Here is an 18163-nt window from a genome sequence, read left to right as displayed (position 1 = left end):
TTCCTCCCAGATTTGATCAGGGCCGCTTGGAAACGCGGCGGCTACGGCGATCATGGTGAGTCCGCCGGTCTGTGTCAAACATTATATATAATTGTTGCTGTGACCCAATATCATATATACTTTTGCCAGACGACGGATTGATCACCATGCGGGATGAAACGAGTTCCACAAAAACGGAAGCCGCCTATCAGCTGTTGCGGCGCGACATCCTGACCACGCGCCTCATGCCCGGCGCCCCGCTCAAACTGAGTGCGCTGCGCGGCACCTATGGCGTCGGCTGGACACCGTTGCGCGAAGCCCTGTCGCGGCTCGAGGCCGAACGCCTGGTCACCGCCATCAGCAATCGTGGTTTTGCCGTGGCTCCGGTGTCGCGGGCCGAGCTGGAGGATCTGGCACGCGCCAGGATGGTGGTCGAGATACCCCTGTTCCTCGAATCGATGGAAAAAGGCGGCAGGGAGTGGGAGGATGCCGTGGTCACCGCCCACTACCGGCTCTCGCGTTGCAAGACGGCGGTCGACGATCCCTCGGACGCGGCCGTCGACAGATGGGACGAGAACCACGAGGCCTTCCATGCGGCGCTGCTGAGCGCCGCCACATGCGACTGGCTGTTGCGGTTCCGCTCGACGATCTCGGATCAGCTGCGCCGGCATCATCGCTTTCTTGGTCTGGCGCCGACACTGCGGGCCGCGGCCGGCCTCAAGGATGGCTATGAAGAGGCAATCGAAGCGCTACGCGAAGCGATTGCGATCGAACACCATACCGCGATCATGGAAGCGGCGCTCGACCGTGACGTCGAGCGGGCCAAGGCGCTGATGACGGCGCATATCGGCTACACACTGCACGTCTATGTCCACAGCGAAGACAGCGGCGCTACCAGATACGCCGCTCGCGCCGGCAGCTTGAAGGCGGGTTCGGGATAACTTCAGCGCTTCCGCTACGCCTATTCGAACGCGCTGGCCGGGGTGCGCCGAACGCCCGGATCCATGGCCGCCCGAAGCTACCAATCGTTGGCATTTTGGTTTCGTTTCGTTCCGCGATAATGGCTCCGCGAATTATACGTGCCCCCGAGGAGAAGCCTTCCAACTAACTGATGCCAAAGCCTCGTCGGCGGATGGGCCACAGGCCATTAACCAAAACGATTTCAATGCGCCTGCCGATGGCGGAAAGGGCTGGTTGCTGCCCGCCGTCGCGGGCAAAAAACTTCAGACCCCTTAACAAATTCATTAAACTTTAAACGGTTGCAGAACACAACTGGAACAGATAGTGTTTGTTCTGGGTTTGTTTTTTCGATTCTGGTTCAACCTTTCGTTCAATGTCTTGGGGGCCGCCATGCTGACACGCAAGCAACATGAACTGCTGATGTTCATCCACGAACGGCTCAAGGAAAGCGGGATACCGCCTTCCTTCGACGAGATGAAGGAAGCACTCGATCTTGCCTCCAAGTCGGGGATCCATCGCCTGATCACGGCGCTGGAGGAGCGCGGCTTCATTCGCCGGCTACCCAATCGGGCGCGCGCGCTGGAAGTGCTGCGGCTGCCGGACTCGATCGCGCCGGGCCTCAATGCGGCAAAGAAGTTCTCGCCAAGCGTCATCCAAGGCAGCCTTGGCCAAGGCAGTCTCGGACGCCAGATCAGGCCGGCCGCTGCGCCTTCGCGCCTGCCCGCGGCCGGCAACGACGACGATGCGGTTTCAGCCGTGTCCATCCCGGTCATGGGCCGTATCGCCGCCGGTGTGCCGATCGATGCCATCCAGCATCAGACGCATTCGATCTCGGTGCCGCCGGACATGATCATGGGCGGCGAGCACTATGCGTTGGAGGTCAAGGGCGACTCGATGATCGAGGCTGGTATCTTCGATGGAGACACGGTCATTATCCGCAATGCCGACACGGCAAGCCCGGGCGAAATTATCGTGGCACTGGTCGACGAAGAGGAAGCGACACTGAAGCGGTTCCGCCGCAAAGGCGCTTCGATCGCGCTCGAGGCCGCCAATCCAGCCTACGAAACGCGCATTTTCGGGCCGGACAGGGTCAAGGTACAAGGCAAGCTGGTCGGGTTGATCAGGCGTTACTGAGCCGGCTTGCCATCGGGCTTGTCGGGTTTTTTGTACGGCGGCAGCCCCCTTGCCTCGCGTGAGAATTTTCGCTGTTCGTGCCAAGGTCGGTATGGTCCGTCGACGGCGAATGCGATCGCGGCCCGGGTCGTGGCCGACTGGGGATTGAAGAAGACGGCAGCGCTTCCCTTGCGGGCGAGCTGCCGTTTGGTGACGACGAGAACCAGTGGATTGTGGCACGCGTCATAGGCGGTTGCGTCGTTGACGATGATCAGGTCGGCGAAAGCGCAGGCTTTCCAGGTGGTCTTGCGGTCTTCGACATAGGCAATGATCGCGCCGGAAGGGTGCCTGGCAAGGCACAGGCCTTCGCGGCAGTAGAAGGGCGATCCCGGCGGCAGGTCGGTCGGACTGGCAACATCGAATTGCCCGTCTGTCGTGTCGAACATTTCCGGTTTGACGATTGTTTCGGAGATCAGGGCGCGCTTCCAGTTGTCGGTTGCGAATTCGTTGGGACGTTCCCGGTTGACGGCCAGTTCGCCATTGCCGATCGGCAGCGCGACCAGCCGCGCATCTTCCGAGATCAGCACATCGGGCGCGCGCGTGTGCGACACAGTCAACAGGCCGGCGAGCGCGAATGGCAGCGCCGCGAGCCGCAGCCATGTCGTCGCCATCGTCGCGATTACCAGCGCGACCGTGACCATCAGCACGGATTGCTGCGAAATCAGCCCGACTCCATCGACCGGAGAGCGCTCCGATATCCACGCCGACACGGCGATCATTGCTGTCAGGCCCTTGCCCATGAGGTAGAGAGCCGGCCAATCCAGTCCGAATGGCATCAGCAGCGCGCTGGCGACGGCCAGGAACATCACGACCGACACGATAGGCATCACGGCCAGATTGGCGAACAGGCTGAGCGGCGATACCCGCTGGAAATGCCAGATGGCAAACAGTGCCGTGGCGCTGCCGGCGATAATAGACGTCATGGCCAATCCACCTGTCGCCAGCAGGAATTTTCGCGTCAGGAACCAGGGCAGCGATCGCTTTGGCGGCGGTGGCCGCGTCTTTCCCGCACGGTGATCGGCCCAGCCGGCATAAGCGCCAACCAGGGCCGCGGTCGCGGCGAACGACATCTGAAAGCTCGGGCCGACGACCTCGTGAGGCGAGACCAGGATGACGGCGATCGCCGAGATCGCCAGATTGCGCATGGTCAGCGCAGCGCGATCGAAGAAGACGGCAATCAGCATCACCGCCAGCATGATGAAGCTGCGTTCGGCCGCAACGACGACACCGGAAATGATGAGATAGGCCGCGATCGAGAACAGTGCGGCGGCGGCCGCGTATTTCTTCACCGGCCGGCGCGCGGAAAAGTCTGGAAACAGCGCGAAGGCACCACGCAGCAGACCCATGATGGTGCCGGCCACAAGCGCCATATGCAGTCCCGAAATAGAGATGATGTGATAGATGCCGGTACGCCGCATCGCTTCATTGATTTCATCGGGTATGCCGGCGCGCACGCCGACGATCAGCGCCGCCGCGATCTCGCCTTCAGCGCCGCCGACGCTGCCCCTGATGTGGTCGGCGATGGCTTCGCGGGCATTTTCGATGCCTGAAAAAAGGCGAGCCGATAGCGGCATCTCACCGTCGTCGGCGGAAACAACCGTTGGATTGCCGAGAAAGAAGCCGCTGCCGCCGATGCCGGCGAAATAGCTGTCGAAAGAGAAGTCGTAGCTGTCCGGCCGCACCGGACCGGTCGGCGGCAGCAGTTTGGCGTAGCCTGTGATGAGCGAGCCGGCGGTCATTCCCGGTGGTATCTTGCGTGCGGAAAGCCGGACCCTTTCCGGCGCATAGCGCAGTTTCGGCCGGGCGGTCGAAATCACGTCCATGGTCAGCCGGATGCGGCCGCTCTCCATCTCTTCGAGCGAGACCACGCGGCCGGTCAGTTGCGTGGAGATTTCCGAACCCAGCATCCGGGTTCCGGCTCGCCATGTTTCGACCTTCGCCGCGAGTAGGCCCAGCGCGCACAACAGCACTGCCATGAAACACAGATGGGTTTTCGACCAGGAGCGCGAGACGAAGGCACAGACCGCCATCAGCACCACGACCGCGACGGGTTTTGCAAAGTCGGGCTCGGATGCCAGCGAGAAATAGGCGATCGCCCCAACGGCCAGACAGACCGGCACCAGCAGGAACGCGATGCCCCGGTCGAGTTCAAGCTCCGCCGCCCGGGTCACGCCATGGCGCACGCGAGGCAAGGATACCAGGCCGACTTGCCGGCGCACGCGCGCGATCCTGCCCGCGGCAGGAGCCGGCGCCGGCGCCTGCCCACCTGCCTGCAGCGACCTGGTTTCGGGTGCAGCCACGAGCGGAGATGGCAGTGGGATCGTCGCAGGCGCCGCAAACAGGGATCGCTCGCTGACGCCGATAGCGGCATCCTCGCCCCGATCCGAGCCCCGGCCTCGTCCAGTCATCGGGTCTGCCCCTTGCACCCTCGACGTCCTATGCTACATGAACGCGCAACGCGCGAAAGTCCGCACGCTCCGCACCCAGCTTCAGACGTTTTCCGAGAGTTCCATGCCCGACAAGGTCATCACCCGTTTTGCCCCCTCGCCGACCGGCTATCTGCACATCGGCGGCGCGCGCACGGCGCTCTTCAACTGGCTCTATGCAAAGCATACCGGCGGCACGATGCTGCTGCGCATCGAGGACACCGATCGCGAGCGTTCGACCGATGCGGCCACATCGGCCATTCTCGATGGCCTGACCTGGCTTGGCCTTTCGTGGGACGGTGACGCGGTCTCCCAATTCGAGCGCGCGCCGCGCCATCGCGAGGTGGCCGAGGAGCTGGTGCGCCTGGGCAAGGCCTATTACAGCTACGAGACTTCAGCCGAGCTCGAGGCAATGCGCGAGGCTGCACGTGCCAAGGGCCTGCCGCCACGCTATAACGGCCATTGGCGTGACCGCGACCCGTCGGAGGCGCCGTCCGGCGTCAGGGGCGCCATCCGCATCAAGGCACCGGCCGAGGGCGAGACAGTTGTGCAGGACCGGGTCCAGGGAGACGTGCGCTTCCCCAACAAGGATCTCGACGACTTCATCATCCTGCGTTCGGACGGCAACCCGACCTACATGCATGCCGTCGTCGTCGACGATCACGACATGGGCGTCACCCACATCATCCGTGGCGACGATCACCTGACCAACGCCGCCCGCCAGACCGTGATCTACAATGCCATGGGCTGGGACGTGCCGTCGATGTCGCATATCCCGCTGATCCACGGCGCCGACGGCGCCAAGCTGTCGAAGCGCCATGGCGCGCTCGGCGTCGAAGCCTATCGCGCCATGGGCTATCTGCCGGAGGCGCTCCTCAATTACCTTGCGCGGCTCGGCTGGAGCCATGGCGACGACGAGATCATGTCGATCGAGGACATGGTCTCGTGGTTCGACATTAGCGACGTCAACAAGGGTGCGGCGCGCTTCGACTTCGCCAAGCTGGAAGCGATCAACGGCGCGCATATGCGACGTATGGCCGACACCGAGCTGTTCGATATCTTTATCGCCACCTTGCCCTATCTGGAGGGCGGCCCGGCGATGGCGGCGCGGCTCAACGAGAAGAACAAGGCGCAGCTGCTGGCAGCACTTCCGGGCCTGAAGGAGCGCGCCAAGACGCTGGTCGAGCTTGTCGACGGCGCCGCCTTCCTGTTTGCCGCGCGGCCGCTGCCGATCGACGACAAGGCGGCACTCCTGCTCAATGACGACGCGCGCAAGATCCTGCGTGGCGCTCACGAAGCTTTGAAGTCGCTGTCAGGCGACTGGACGGCGGCCACGGCCGAGGCCGCGATCCGCGACTTTGCGCTGGCTGGCGGGCACAAGCTTGGCGCCGTGGCCCAGCCGTTGCGGGCTGCGTTGACCGGCAAGAGCACGTCACCGGGCGTATTCGACGTGCTTGCCGTTCTGGGGCGTGAGGAAAGCCTGGCGCGCGTAGCGGATCAAATCGATTAGGAGCAAACTGGCCCAAGAAGATTGGCATTGAAAGGCGGGTTTCGCAGTGCAACATTAGGCCTTGGCCCAATCTGGCACGCACCTCCTAGAATGCGGTGGCGAATACGCGCATTGCGGTGATTTCGACGTGTCGCTCTGCGGAATTTGCCTTTGCCGGCATGAGGAAACAAGAAGGAGTTTGCAATGACCGAAGCTGCGAAAAAACTGGATGTGGGCGGCCAAGAGGCCACGGCAACGCTGGAATTCGCCGGCAAGACTCACGAATTCAAGGTGCGAAGCGGCTCGGTCGGACCTGACGTCATCGACATCGCCTCGCTCTACAGCACCACCGGCGCCTTCACCTATGACCCAGGCTTCACCTCGACGGCAAGCTGCGAGTCGGAAATCACCTTCATCGATGGCGACGCCGGCATCCTCCTGCATCGGGGCTATCCGATCGACCAGTTGGCCGAACATGGCGACTTCCTCGAAGTCTGCTACCTCCTGCTCTACGGCGAATTGCCGACCAAGGCGCAGAAGGACGATTTTGACTACCGCGTAACGCGCCACACAATGGTGCACGAGCAGATGTCGCGCTTTTTCACCGGCTTCCGCCGCGACGCGCACCCGATGGCGGTGATGTGCGGCGTGGTTGGCGCGCTGTCGGCCTTCTATCATGACTCGACCGACATCTCCGACCCGTACCAGCGCATGGTTGCCTCCATGCGCCTGATCGCCAAAATGCCGACGATCGCGGCCATGGCCTACAAGTACCACATCGGCCAGCCCTTTATTTATCCGAAGAACGATCTCGGTTTCGCGGCAAACTTCCTGCACATGTGCTTTGCCGTGCCGTGCGAGGAGTACAAGATCAACCCGGTGCTGGCGCGCGCCATGGAGCGTATCTTCATCCTGCATGCCGATCATGAGCAGAACGCTTCGACCTCGACCGTTCGCCTCGCCGGTTCCTCGGGCGCCAACCCGTTCGCCTGCATCGCCGCCGGGATTGCTTGCCTGTGGGGCCCGGCCCATGGCGGCGCCAACGAAGCGGCGCTCAACATGCTGGGCGAGATCGGGCATGTCGATCACATCCCGGAATTCATCGCCCGCGCCAAGGACAAGAACGATCCGTTCCGCCTGATGGGCTTTGGCCACCGCGTCTACAAGAACTACGATCCGCGTGCCAAGATCATGCAGAAGACGGCGCATGAGGTTCTGGGCGAACTCGGCATCAAGGACGATCCGCTGCTCGACATCGCGATGGAACTGGAAAAGATCGCGCTGACCGATCCCTATTTCATCGAGAAGAAACTCTACCCGAACGTCGACTTCTATTCCGGCATCACGCTGAAGGCGCTGGGCTTCCCCACCACCATGTTCACCGTGCTGTTCGCGGTTGCCCGCACGGTCGGCTGGATCGCCCAGTGGAAGGAAATGATCGAGGATCCACGCCAGAAGATCGGCCGTCCGCGCCAGCTCTATACCGGTGCGCCAGAGCGCGACTACGTGCCGATCGCCAAGCGCTGAGACGAGTGAGTAGCGAGTAGTGAGTAGTGAGTAGTCAGGTTAGAGAGTTTTCTAATTCACTACTCACTACTCACTACTCACTATTCACCACTCACTACTGCCTACCCACTCTCTTGATACACCCCATCACCACCTGCGCCGCGATCTCACCGGACGGTTTGTCCGTTGCCATGCGCCGTGAAATCTCGGCGAACCCGTCTTTCTGCCAGGCGCGCATGCCACTGTCGGCCAACAGCGCTTCCAGCTGGCGTGCCAGATTGTTCGGCCTGACGTATTCGTCGTAGAACTCCGGGATCAGTGCGCGATCCGAGATCAGGTTGGGCAGCAGCGCCGACCAGACGGAAACGAAATACCGCGCCACGGCGCGTGCGACAGGGTCGAGCCGGTAGCAAGAGATCATCGGCACGCCGGACAGTGCCAGTTCCAGGGAGACGGTGCCGGACGCGATCAACGCCGCGTCGGCCTTGCCGAAGGCCTGCCATTTGCGCTCCGGCTCCAGGATAATCTCGGGTTTTTCATCCCAGCGCGTGACCGCGGATCGTACGATGTCCGCGACATGCGGCACCGTCGGCAACATCAGCCGAAGCCGATGCCCGCGTGCCCGCAGCATCGACACGGTCTCGCCGAACGGCTCGAGCAGCCGTCGCACCTCGCCGCGCCGCGAGCCGGGCAGGACAAGCAGCGTCTTCACGCGGTCTGGTGAAAGATCACGCGGCTGGGCCTGCGCCCTGGCGGCCGACAGCACGCCGGGATCATGCGTCAGGCGATGGCCGACATAGGTGCCGGGCGGGCCACCCAGCCGATCGAGCTCCTTCACTTCGAACGGCAGGATGCACAGGATGTGATCGACATACGGCTTCATCGCCACCGCCCTGCCCGGCCGCCATGCCCAGACGCTCGGGCAGACATAGTGGACGATCGGGATCGTCGGGTTGGCGGCGCGCACCTTTTTGGCGACGCGCAGCGAAAAATCGGGGCTGTCGATGGTGACGAGGCAGTCCGGCTTGGCATCCGCAACCAGCCCCGCCAGCTGACCGATCCGCCGCATCAGGCGCGGCAGGTCACGCAGGACGGCGCTGAACCCCATCAGCGCGACCTCGCTGGCGTCGAACGGCGAAACCAGCCCAAGCGCCTGCAGGTGGCGGCCACCGAGGCCGACGAGCTGCACCTCGCGTCCTGTTATTTGGCGCAGCGACTGGACAATGTCGGCGCCAAGCAGGTCGCCTGACTCCTCGCCCGCGACGATCGCGATCTTCAGCGCCCTGTCAGCCATGACCTGACTCCGTTGCGGCCAGACCGACAATAAACAGCCCAAGGTCATTGGCACGCGAGAGGGTTGCGGGACCTTCGAGGATCAGGGAGCGTCCCGCCTCGACGGCAATGCCGGCAAGCCCGGCCGCATGCGCTGCTTCTACCGTCTGGGGCCCCATGGAAGGAAGATCCGCGCGCAGCTCCTGGCCAGGCTTGGCGCATTTGACCAGCACGCCGCGCGTCTTGCCGGCGATACGGCCGTGGCCGCGCAGCAGCCTGGCGCGGTCCAGCAATCCGGCCGTGCCCTCGATGCCTTCAAGCGCAATGGTCCGGCCGCCGACCGCGATCGCCGCCTGGCCGATATCCAGCGCCCCGATGGCTTTTGCCGCGGCAAAACCTGCATCGATGTCGCGCCAGTCCGACTTCCGAGGCGTGACCCTGGTCAACACCCCTTCGGCGGCGACAAGGTTCGGCACGATCTCGTGGGCGCCCACGACCTTTATCCCCCGGGCCTCGAGCCCGCGCGCCACCACCTTGAGCAGTCCATCGTCGCCGCGCGCCAACGCCATGACGACGGTGGGTATCACAGCGAGCAGGCTGAGGCTTGGACGCATCTGTGTCAGCCTTGGCCTGCGCTTTATCTCGCCGGCAAGCACCAGATGCGTAATCCGGTTACGCTTGAGCAGCGGAATGAGCGATCCTATCGCCTCCAGGGCAAGGGTCTCATGCTCGTAACGGCACAATTCCGCCAGGCGGTCGGCCTCACCGTCCATGAGCACGAGGAATGGCGGATGACCCTGTTCGGCCAAACCGGCAGCGACTTCGACCGGAAGGCTGCCGCCGCCGGCGATGATGCCGACCCTGGCACCAGGCGGGAGATCAAGACCAGCCGCGGCTGTCTCAGCCTTCGTCATCGGCATCGTCGCCATCGCCGCCCTTGAGCGATGGCACCGCATAGTGCCGCTTGCCGCGACTGGTGATGAAGTCGATGATCTTCATCGCTGTCGGCGACGAGGCGAACTCCACCTTGGCGAACTCGATGTTCTCGCCGACGGTGCGGGAGCGGTCGAAGATCGTCTTGTAGGCCTTGCGCAGCAGATGGATTTCGGAACGCGGCAGACCGGCGCGCTTGAGGCCGATGATGTTCAAGCCGCGCAGGCTGGCGCGGTTACCGACGGCGATGGCATAGGGAATGACATCACCGACAAAAGCCGAGCACCCGCCAAGAAAGGCGTTGTCACCCACGCGCACGAATTGATGGACGGCGCTGAGGCCGCCAATATAGACGTTGTTGCCGATCTCGCAGTGGCCGCCCAATGTCGCCCCATTGGCGAAGGTGGCGTTGTTGCCGACGGCGCAGTCATGGGCGATATGGGCGTAGGCGAGAAAATTGCCATTGTTGCCGACCGTGGTTTCGCCACGGCTGGTGTCGGTGCCGACATGCATGGTCACGCCTTCGCGGATGGTGCAGTTGGCGCCGATGACCAGCGTCGTGCGGCGGCCCTTGTGCTTGGTGTTTTGCGGCGGTGCGCCCAGTGTCGCCATCGGATAGACCTTGGTCGACGCCCCGATAGTGGTCGCGCCCATCACCGAGACATGGCTGACCAGTTCGACCCCGTCGCCGATCACGGCATCGGCGCTGACATGGCAGAACGGCCCTATGCGCACACCCTGGCCGATCTGGGCGCCTTCTTCCACGACGGAGGAAGGATGGATTGACGTCTTGATTTTCATAGGCACTCGATCGTCAGTCGCCGGTGACCATCATGGCTGAAATCTCGGCCTCGGCCGCCTTGGTACCTTCGACCAGGGCTTCACAGGCGAATTTGAGCAGGTTGCCGCGCTTCTTGATTTTCTTGACATGGATCTTCAACTGGTCGCCGGGGACGACCGGTTTGCGGAATTTGGCGTTGTCGATGGTCAGAAAATAGACCAGCGACGGCTTCGACGCCCCGAGGCTGCGGATGCAGATGGCTCCGGCCGTCTGGGCCATGGCCTCGACGATCAGCACGCCAGGCATCACCGGCTGCTCCGGGAAATGCCCCTGAAAATGCGGCTCGTTTATGGTCACGTTCTTGATGCCGATGGCAGAGTCGTCGCCGTCGATGTCCACGATGCGGTCGATCATCAGGAAGGGATAGCGGTGCGGCAGGAGCTTCATCAGCCCCAATATGTCGACCGCTTCCAGCGTTGTCGCCGCCACCATGTCAGCCATTGTCCTTGCCCTGCTTGCGTGCCCTGGCCATCGTGCGCAACATGGCTATCTCTCGCATGGCTTCCGCCATCGGCTGCGCCGGATAGCCACCCCAGATCTCGCCGGCGGGAACATTGCTCATAAATCCACTTCTGGCTGCAAGCTTGGCACCTGTACCAATCGTCAGATGATCCGCAAGCCCGACACCGCCGCCCATGGTGACATTGTCACCCACCACCACGGAACCGGAAATACCCGACAGCCCGGCCACTATACAATTGCGGCCGATGCGGACGTTATGGGCGATCTGAACGAGATTGTCGATCTTGGTGCCTTGCCCGATGATCGTATCGGACATGGCGCCACGATCGACGGTGGAATTGGAGCCGATCTCGACATCGTCCTGGATGACGACGCGTCCGATCTGTGGAACACGTTCCGGCCCCTTGGCGCCGCCGACAAAGCCAAAGCCGTCCTGGCCGATCCTGGCGCCACCATGGATGATGACCCGATTGCCGATCAGAGCGTACTGGATACTGGCGCCCGGCCCGACATAACCGTCACGGCCAATCTGGCAGGACTGTCCGATGACGGCGTTGGGCGCAATGACTGTGCCGCTGCCGATCGAGACACCAGGCCCGATGACCGCGCCGGCCTCGATGATAGCCCCGGCTTCGACATGCGCCGTCGGATCGACATGGGCATGCGGCGAAACACCGGTTTCACTCGTCATTGGCCCCGGCGTGGCGGCTGTCGGGAACAGCAGGCGCCCAACCAGCGCGAAAGCCTGCTGCGGCCGTGGATGAGTCAAGACAGCGACGCTGGAAGGCGCCTTGTTTGCGAATTCGGCCGTGCACAGGACCGCCGCCGCCCGCAGCGACGGCATCAGCGCGGAATTACGCCTGCCGTCGACGAAGACAAGCGCATTGGCGCCGCCTTCATTGGCCGGCGCCAGCGCTTCGATCAAAACGTCGGATTGGCCGGAATCGACAAGCACCGAGCCGGTCAGATTCGCGACTTCGGCCGCCGTATACCGGCGTGATGGCGCGAAGAACACCGGATCGGTCATTCCAGAAGCTATATCCAGCTAGGTCGGAACATTTCTCCCGGATCCAAAACCCGGGAGCATCGTTGGCCGCCGATCAGAAGCGGGTCGATATGCCGAAGTTGAATTCCTGCACGTCGTCGCTCGCTTCCTTCTTGACCGGGATTGCATAGTCGATACGGATCGGGCCGAACGGAGACGCCCACATCAGGCCGAGACCAACCGAGGCGCGCACCTTCATGCCGGTAGAATCTGGATCGACCAAGCCAGTGGCGATCTTGCTGCCATAGAGCGTTGCCGCATCAGCGAACACCGCGCCCCGCAAGCCGAAGCTCTCAGGCACGACCGGCAGCGGGAATTGCGCCTCCGCCGAAGCGTTGAAATAGGTCGTTCCACCCAGATGGTCACCGCTGGTGTCGTTAGCAACCGGGCCGATGCCACCATAGGCAAAGCCGCGGATCATGCGATCGGTGCTCTGGAAGTGATCGAAGATACGCAGATCGCCGTCGCTGCCGTAGCCCTCGACATGTCCTGCGCCACCCGAAAGGAGGCCGACAAGGTCAAGCTGCTCGGACAGCGTCTGGTAGATGCTGCCGCGCCCGGTGATCTTCACGAACTTGGCATCGCCACCGAGACCGGCGACCTCCACTGTCGTGTTGGCATAGATACCCTCATGCGGGTTCTTCATGTCATCGATGGTATTGTAGACCAGCCCAAGGCTGACCGAGGACTTGATCCATGGGCTCTGCTCGATGCCATCCAGAATGGCCTGGGAAATGTTGCAGTTGCCGTCGGGATCGACAGGAGTGGGATCGCAACCGTCGTCGACCTTATATTTCTCCTGCGAGATGTTGTACGCCAACTGGGTCGTGATGCTGTTGGTGATTGGCAACCCGAAGCGGATCGTCGCGCCGGTGGTGTCGCTGTCGTAATTGTTGTTGTATTCCCGCGTCGACTTGAAAATGTCGAAGCCGGCGGCGATACGCCGCCCGAGGAAATACGGCTCGGTGAAGGACAGGCTGTAGTCGCGCGAGTTCTTCCCGCCACCGGCCGACACTTTGATGAACTGGCCACGGCCTAGGAAGTTGCGCTCTGTGATCGATCCTTCAACAGACGGTCCAGCCGAATCGCCGCCAGTCGAATAGCCGGCGCCAACCGAGAATTCACCCGTCGACTTCTCGACCACGTCGACCACCAGCACGACCTGGTCAGGGGCCGAGCCGGGCACAGTCGAAATCTCGACTTTGTCAAAATAATTCAAGTCTTCCAGGCGCTTCTTCGCGCGCTGGATGAGCACCTGGTTGAACGCATCGCCTTCGCTGACATCGAATTCGCGACGGATGACATAGTCACGCGTGCGGTCGTTGCCGCGGATCTCGATGCGCTCGACATAGGCCTTGGTGCCCTGGTCGACGGTGTAGACCACCGAGATCGTGTGGTTCTCGAAGTTGCGGTCGCCGCGCGGTGTCACCTGGGCGAAAGCATAGCCGGAACCAGCCACCTTCTCCGTCAGCGCAATGATGGAGTCTTCGACGTTCTTGGCATTGTAGACATCGCCCTTGCGGGTTTCGACCACCGATTCCAGCGACTTGGAGTCGACTTCCGGAATCGTGCTTTCGACGCTGATGTCGCCAAAATTGTAGCGCTCGCCTTCCTGGACGGTGATGGTGACCGTGTATTTGTTGGTCGCATTGTCGAGCTCGCCGACGGCGGACACGACCTGGAAGTCGGCATAACCGTGATTGTAATAGAAGCGGCGCAGCAGCTCCTGGTCGGCGCGCAGCTTGTCTTCGTCGTAGACGTCGTCGCGCAGGATGAACGAGACCCAGGACGAGCGCTTGGTGTTGATCACATCAGACAGGCGGCGGCTGGAATAGGCGCTGTTGCCGACGAAATTGATTGCCGCGATCTGCGTGCGATCGCCTTCGGTGATGTGGAAGACCACGTTCACGCGGTTGTCGCCAAGCTCCATGATCTGCGCGGTCACGCCGGCATCGTCACGGCCGATGCGCCTGTAGGCGGCCTTGACCGCCTCGACATCCGAATCCAGCGTAGCCTGAGAGAACGTGCCGCGCGGCTTCAGCTGAACCGCCGCCTGAAGCGCGTTGTCCTTGAGCTTCTTGTTGCCCTGGAACAGCACCTGGTTGACGACCTTGTATTCCGAAACCTTGACCACCAGGGTCGAGCCGACCTGGTTGATCTGGACATCCGAGAACAGGCCGGTGCCGAACAGCGCCTTGACCGCGCTATCGACATCGGAGCTGGAGAAGGCCTTGCCGGGCTTGATGGTGATGTAGTTGCGGATGGTATCGGCGTCGACACGCTGGTTGCCGCTCACCTCCACCCGGCTTACGACCGCGGCTTCGGCCGCCGATGTGGCAACGAACTGCACTGCGAGCGCACCTGGTACGACCAGAGCGGCGGACAGTGCCGCCGCTGACGCGGCGTTTAGAAACTTGGATGCTGCCTTCATCGGGCTTAATAACCTTTTCTCGTAGTCCCCACGGCGAGAAAACCGGACGTGCGGTCATTTCCCCTACCGTATTAACCGGATTTTCCCTACACGCAAGGCTTCTGGTTAATTTGTATTTACTTAACCCTGGTGCGTGGCTTTCGCGTCACTCATATCCCCGTGCATGGTAAACGGCGTCTCAACATCCGCCATGCTCAGGCCAAATTCCTTCATGATTTCAGCACCCAAAGAGATCGTTCCAGAACACGAACCCCATGAAGCACAGCACCAGAAGCAGACCGGCCCGATAGGCCATTTCCATCATCCGTTCCGACACCGGCCGGCGGATGACGGCCTCCACCCCGTAGAACAACAGATGGCCGCCGTCGAGGGGGGGAATCGGCAAAAGGTTTAGAATGCCTATCCCAACGGACAGCAGCGCGACGAGCTGCACCAGCCATTCAAAACCGAGTTTGGCCGCCTTGCCGGCCATGTCGGCGATCTTGACCGGGCCACCCAACTGGCACTTGTCCTCGCGCCCGACGGCGAAGCGCTGCAGGAACTGTCCGGTGCGCTCGATGACGTGGCCGGTTTCCTCAACGGCCGCCGCAACGGCTCCGACCGGGGTGTAGGTGATGAGGCGGGGCTGGCCGAGTTCCTTGTTGTTGACGACGCCGATCACGGCGACTTTGACCTTGTTGCCGAGCGCGTCCTCCTGCTCCATCAGCTGCGGCGACGCGGTCACCGTGACCTCCTTGCCGCCGCGCAGCATGACGAAGGTGATGGTGTCGCCGGCGCGGCCCGAGACCAGCCGCTGCACGTCGCCGAAGGTTTCGACCTTGCTGCCGTCAACGCTGACGAATCGGTCGCCTGGCAAGATGCCGGCCTTGGCCGCGGGACTGTCTGTTGTAACCTCCGCCACCATGGGCTCCGCGACATAACGCCCATAGGCGGCAAACAGCACGGAAAAGACGACGATCGTCAGCAGGAAGTTGAATAGCGGCCCGGCCACCACCGTTGCCGCGCGCTTCCAGATCGCCTGGGTGTGGAAGGCAACCTTGCGTTCCTCGTCGGTCAGCGTTTCGAGTTCTTCCGATGTCGGCTGGCTGGAGGTGGCGTTCATGTCGCCGACAAACTTGACATAGCCGCCAAGCGGTATGGCGCAAAGCTTCCAGCGCGTACCATGCCTGTCGTTGAAGCCGATGAGCTCCGGACCGAAGCCGATTGAGAAGGCCCTGACCCCGATGCCGCACCAGCGGCCAACGAGATAGTGGCCCATCTCGTGAACGAACACCACGACGGTCAGAACGAAGAGAAACGGCACGAGCGTGCCGAGAAAGAGGCCTTCCGTGCTGAAAATCGCGTGAAGAATCTCGTTCAATTCAGGCCCTCAAGTTCTTCCGCGTCGCTGCGTGACTGTGACATCAATACAGGCGAATCCAAGGCGCCCGCGCCAGATCGTGGAATGACACCGTTCAAATGGGAAACAGCCCCTGTGCCGGATGCTCGGCGCCCGCCGCGATCCAGCCGATGACGTATAGGGCAAGAGCGGCCGCGACAAGCCCGTCGACACGGTCCATGACGCCGCCATGCCCAGGGATGAGCACGCCAGAATCCTTGCGGCCGTGCCGCCGCTTGACCCAGGATTCGAAGAGGTCGCCGGCCTGGGCGACGATCGACAGCACCAGCGCCACAATACCCAGCAACGCCAGGTTGCCGGCGCCGGCGAAGGCGGCAAGCAGAAGCCCTGCCACGACACCACCGACCGCCCCGCCGAGGGCGCCGCTGCGGGTCTTGCCGGGCGAGATCGAAGGCGCCAGTTTGGGCCCGCCGACGGCACGCCCGACGAAATAGGCAAAAATGTCGGTTGCCCAGACGACCGCGAACAGGAACAGGATGGCGACGAGGCCCGAATGGTCGCCGTCGCGCAGCAGGGCAAGCGACAGGCCCGACATGCAGGCATAGGCAAGGCCGCTGGCGTCCCACTGGCCGATCTTGCGAACTCCGGCGGTGATCGCCGCTGTCGCAACCAGAATCACGACGAGCGGCAGCAGCCACCGTGCGGGCAGGCCGGCAACCAGGGCGCCGACGAAAATGACCATCAGCGCTTCCGGGAGAAAACCAAGCCCGTCGGCCGCGGCGGGCCGCGACATGCGTGTCCACTCGTAAAAGATCATTGCCGCCATGACGGCGCACAGCAGCCGGAACGGCAGGCCGCCGAGCCAGGTCAGGCCGAGGGCCACAATGGCCAGCACGACAGCCGACATGACGCGCAGCTGAAGGTTGCTCATCCCGCGGCCGGCCGCGAAGCAACGTCCTGCGGGCCGAGTCCGCCGAAGCGGCGCTCACGGCCAGCATATTCGCGCAAGGCCTCGGCGAAATGCTCGCGGTTGAAGTCCGGCCAGTAGCACGGCAGGAAGACGAGTTCGCTGTAGGCGGCCTGCCACAACAGGAAGTTGGACAGGCGCAGTTCGCCGCTGGTGCGGATGACCAGCTCCGGATCGGGAATGCCTTGCGTGTCCAGAGAGCCGGCAAAGCTTTCGGCTGATATCGCCTCGCTGTCCATTTCGCCGCGCGCCACGGCCGCGGCAAGCTTGCGCGCCGTGCGGACGATCTCGTCACGCCCGCCGTAATTGAAGGCGATCACCAGCGTCAGCGAAGTGTTGTGGATCGTCAGCGATTCGGCCTCGTCGAGCAGCCCCCTGATGTCCGCCTGCAGCCCTGTGCGGTCGCCGATGATCCTGACCCGTACGCCGCTCTGGTGCAGCTCGGCAAGGTCGCGACGGATGAACAGCTTCAACAGACCCATAAGGTCGCTGACCTCGGACTTCGGCCGCGACCAGTTCTCCGACGAGAAAGCGTAGACGGTCAGGAAGGAGATGCCGAGACCCGGGGCGGCGCGCACCGCCTTGCGCAGGGCCTCGACGCCGGCGCGATGACCGGCGAGCCTCGGCATACCGCGCGCCTTGGCCCAGCGTCCATTTCCATCCATGATGATCGCGACATGCGCGGGCGTTGTCATGATCTCGCTTTCGGGTCAGCCAAGGGCCAACCCTAAACCTGCATGATTTCAGCTTCCTTGTCGGAAAGCAGATGATCGATGGTGCTGATGGTTTCGTCGGTAAGTTTCTGGACCTGGTCGGAACGCTTGCGCTGATCGTCCTCGCTGATGTCGCCGTCCTTCTCCGCCTTCTTCAGGAAATCCATGCCGTCGCGGCGCACATGGCGCGCGGCGACACGGGCGTTCTCTGCGTAGCCGTGCGAGATCTTGACCAGTTCCTTGCGGCGCTGTTCGTTGAGCTCCGGCAGCGGAATCCTCAGATTGGTGCCATCGACGATCGGGTTGAAGCCCAGATTGGATTCCCGGATCGCGCGGGCCCCCGCGCCGACCATCGATTTGTCCCAGACCGAGACCGAGATCATGCGCGGCTCCGGCACCGAAACGTTGGCCACCTGGTTGATCGGCATGGTGGTGCCATAGGCCTGCACCTGGATCGCATCGAGCAGATTGCTGGAGGCGCGACCGGTCCGCAGCGAAGCCAGGTCATGCTTGAACGCGGCGATGGCCCCATCCATGCGCCGCTTCAGATCGTCGTACTCACCACTCATCTTAGTCTCCTCGACCCGTCTGCCGCGGGTTCACTGCTTCGGGGCAAGGGCCCCGTGT

15 protein-coding genes are annotated in these 18163 nt (G+C 62.7%); 4 read left to right on the top strand and 11 right to left on the bottom strand.

Features of this window, described 5'->3' with window-relative positions; translation table 11 throughout:
• The first annotated feature begins 146 nt into the window (after positions 1 to 146).
• The gene (locus LB555_RS08105) at positions 147 to 920 is read left to right on the top strand and encodes a GntR family transcriptional regulator (protein ID WP_140718013.1); all 774 of its coding nucleotides are present in this window, start codon (positions 147 to 149) and stop codon (positions 918 to 920) included.
• A gap of 409 nt (positions 921 to 1329) precedes the next feature.
• On the top strand, positions 1330 to 2073 hold the full coding sequence (lexA, locus tag LB555_RS08100; RefSeq protein WP_015317797.1) for a transcriptional repressor LexA: 744 nt from the start codon (positions 1330 to 1332) through the stop codon (positions 2071 to 2073).
• Here the strand turns inward: lexA and LB555_RS08095 are convergent.
• Positions 2067 to 4520: a ComEC/Rec2 family competence protein gene (locus tag LB555_RS08095; RefSeq protein WP_224682609.1), complete on the bottom strand. Its 2454-nt coding sequence runs from the start codon at positions 4518 to 4520 to the stop codon at positions 2067 to 2069. The genes lexA and LB555_RS08095 overlap by 7 nt on opposite strands.
• 103 nt (positions 4521 to 4623) lie before the next feature.
• Between LB555_RS08095 and gltX the strand changes: the two genes are divergently transcribed.
• Together gltX and gltA are read left to right on the top strand one after the other, a co-directional pair.
• Complete coding sequence (gene gltX, locus LB555_RS08090) at positions 4624 to 6048, top strand: glutamate--tRNA ligase (protein WP_224682608.1); 1425 nt, start codon at positions 4624 to 4626, stop codon at positions 6046 to 6048.
• 183 nt (positions 6049 to 6231) lie between these two features.
• Entirely contained in the window at positions 6232 to 7554 is a 1323-nt protein-coding gene (gene gltA, locus LB555_RS08085) for a citrate synthase (RefSeq protein WP_015317794.1), read from the top strand.
• Between the two features lie 94 nt (positions 7555 to 7648).
• Here gltA and lpxB read toward each other — a convergent pair whose 3' ends face one another.
• From lpxB to frr, 10 genes are all read right to left on the bottom strand, one after another.
• The gene (gene lpxB, locus LB555_RS08080) at positions 7649 to 8827 is read right to left on the bottom strand and encodes a lipid-A-disaccharide synthase (protein ID WP_224682607.1); all 1179 of its coding nucleotides are present in this window, start codon (positions 8825 to 8827) and stop codon (positions 7649 to 7651) included.
• Positions 8820 to 9734: an LpxI family protein gene (locus tag LB555_RS08075; protein ID WP_224682606.1), complete on the bottom strand. Its 915-nt coding sequence runs from the start codon at positions 9732 to 9734 to the stop codon at positions 8820 to 8822. Before LB555_RS08075 ends, lpxB begins: the two co-directional genes overlap by 8 nt.
• Positions 9706 to 10539: an acyl-ACP--UDP-N-acetylglucosamine O-acyltransferase gene (gene lpxA / locus LB555_RS08070; protein WP_224682605.1), complete on the bottom strand. Its 834-nt coding sequence runs from the start codon at positions 10537 to 10539 to the stop codon at positions 9706 to 9708. The genes LB555_RS08075 and lpxA overlap by 29 nt, the downstream gene beginning before the upstream one ends.
• A 13-nt stretch (positions 10540 to 10552) precedes the next feature.
• Positions 10553 to 11020: a 3-hydroxyacyl-ACP dehydratase FabZ gene (gene fabZ, locus LB555_RS08065; protein WP_015317790.1), complete on the bottom strand. Its 468-nt coding sequence runs from the start codon at positions 11018 to 11020 to the stop codon at positions 10553 to 10555.
• On the bottom strand, positions 11013 to 12068 hold the full coding sequence (gene lpxD, locus LB555_RS08060) for a UDP-3-O-(3-hydroxymyristoyl)glucosamine N-acyltransferase (RefSeq protein WP_015317789.1): 1056 nt from the start codon (positions 12066 to 12068) through the stop codon (positions 11013 to 11015). Before lpxD ends, fabZ begins: the two co-directional genes overlap by 8 nt.
• Before the next feature lie 73 nt (positions 12069 to 12141).
• Positions 12142 to 14517: an outer membrane protein assembly factor BamA gene (bamA, locus tag LB555_RS08055; protein WP_224682604.1), complete on the bottom strand. Its 2376-nt coding sequence runs from the start codon at positions 14515 to 14517 to the stop codon at positions 12142 to 12144.
• 217 nt (positions 14518 to 14734) lie between these two features.
• Positions 14735 to 15877 (bottom strand): RIP metalloprotease RseP, encoded by a 1143-nt coding sequence (rseP, locus tag LB555_RS08050; RefSeq protein WP_015317787.1) that lies wholly within the window; start codon positions 15875 to 15877, stop codon positions 14735 to 14737.
• A 94-nt stretch (positions 15878 to 15971) separates the two neighbouring features.
• Positions 15972 to 16787 (bottom strand): phosphatidate cytidylyltransferase, encoded by an 816-nt coding sequence (locus LB555_RS08045; protein WP_224644161.1) that lies wholly within the window; start codon positions 16785 to 16787, stop codon positions 15972 to 15974.
• Positions 16784 to 17518, bottom strand: a complete 735-nt coding sequence (locus LB555_RS08040; RefSeq protein WP_140664120.1) for an isoprenyl transferase — start codon at positions 17516 to 17518, stop codon at positions 16784 to 16786. Before LB555_RS08040 ends, LB555_RS08045 begins: the two co-directional genes overlap by 4 nt.
• Positions 17519 to 17550: 32 nt before the next feature.
• Positions 17551 to 18105, bottom strand: coding sequence for a ribosome recycling factor (frr, locus tag LB555_RS08035; protein ID WP_224682603.1), 555 nt, complete (start codon positions 18103 to 18105; stop codon positions 17551 to 17553).
• Positions 18106 to 18163 lie beyond the last annotated feature (58 nt).

Source organism: Mesorhizobium sp. BR-1-1-10, from assembly GCF_020165595.1.
GTDB classification, from domain to species: Bacteria; Pseudomonadota; Alphaproteobacteria; order Rhizobiales; family Rhizobiaceae; genus Mesorhizobium; species Mesorhizobium australicum.
The sequence above is the reverse complement of the archived record's forward strand: the minus strand, read 5'-3'. Positions and strand labels throughout refer to the sequence as shown.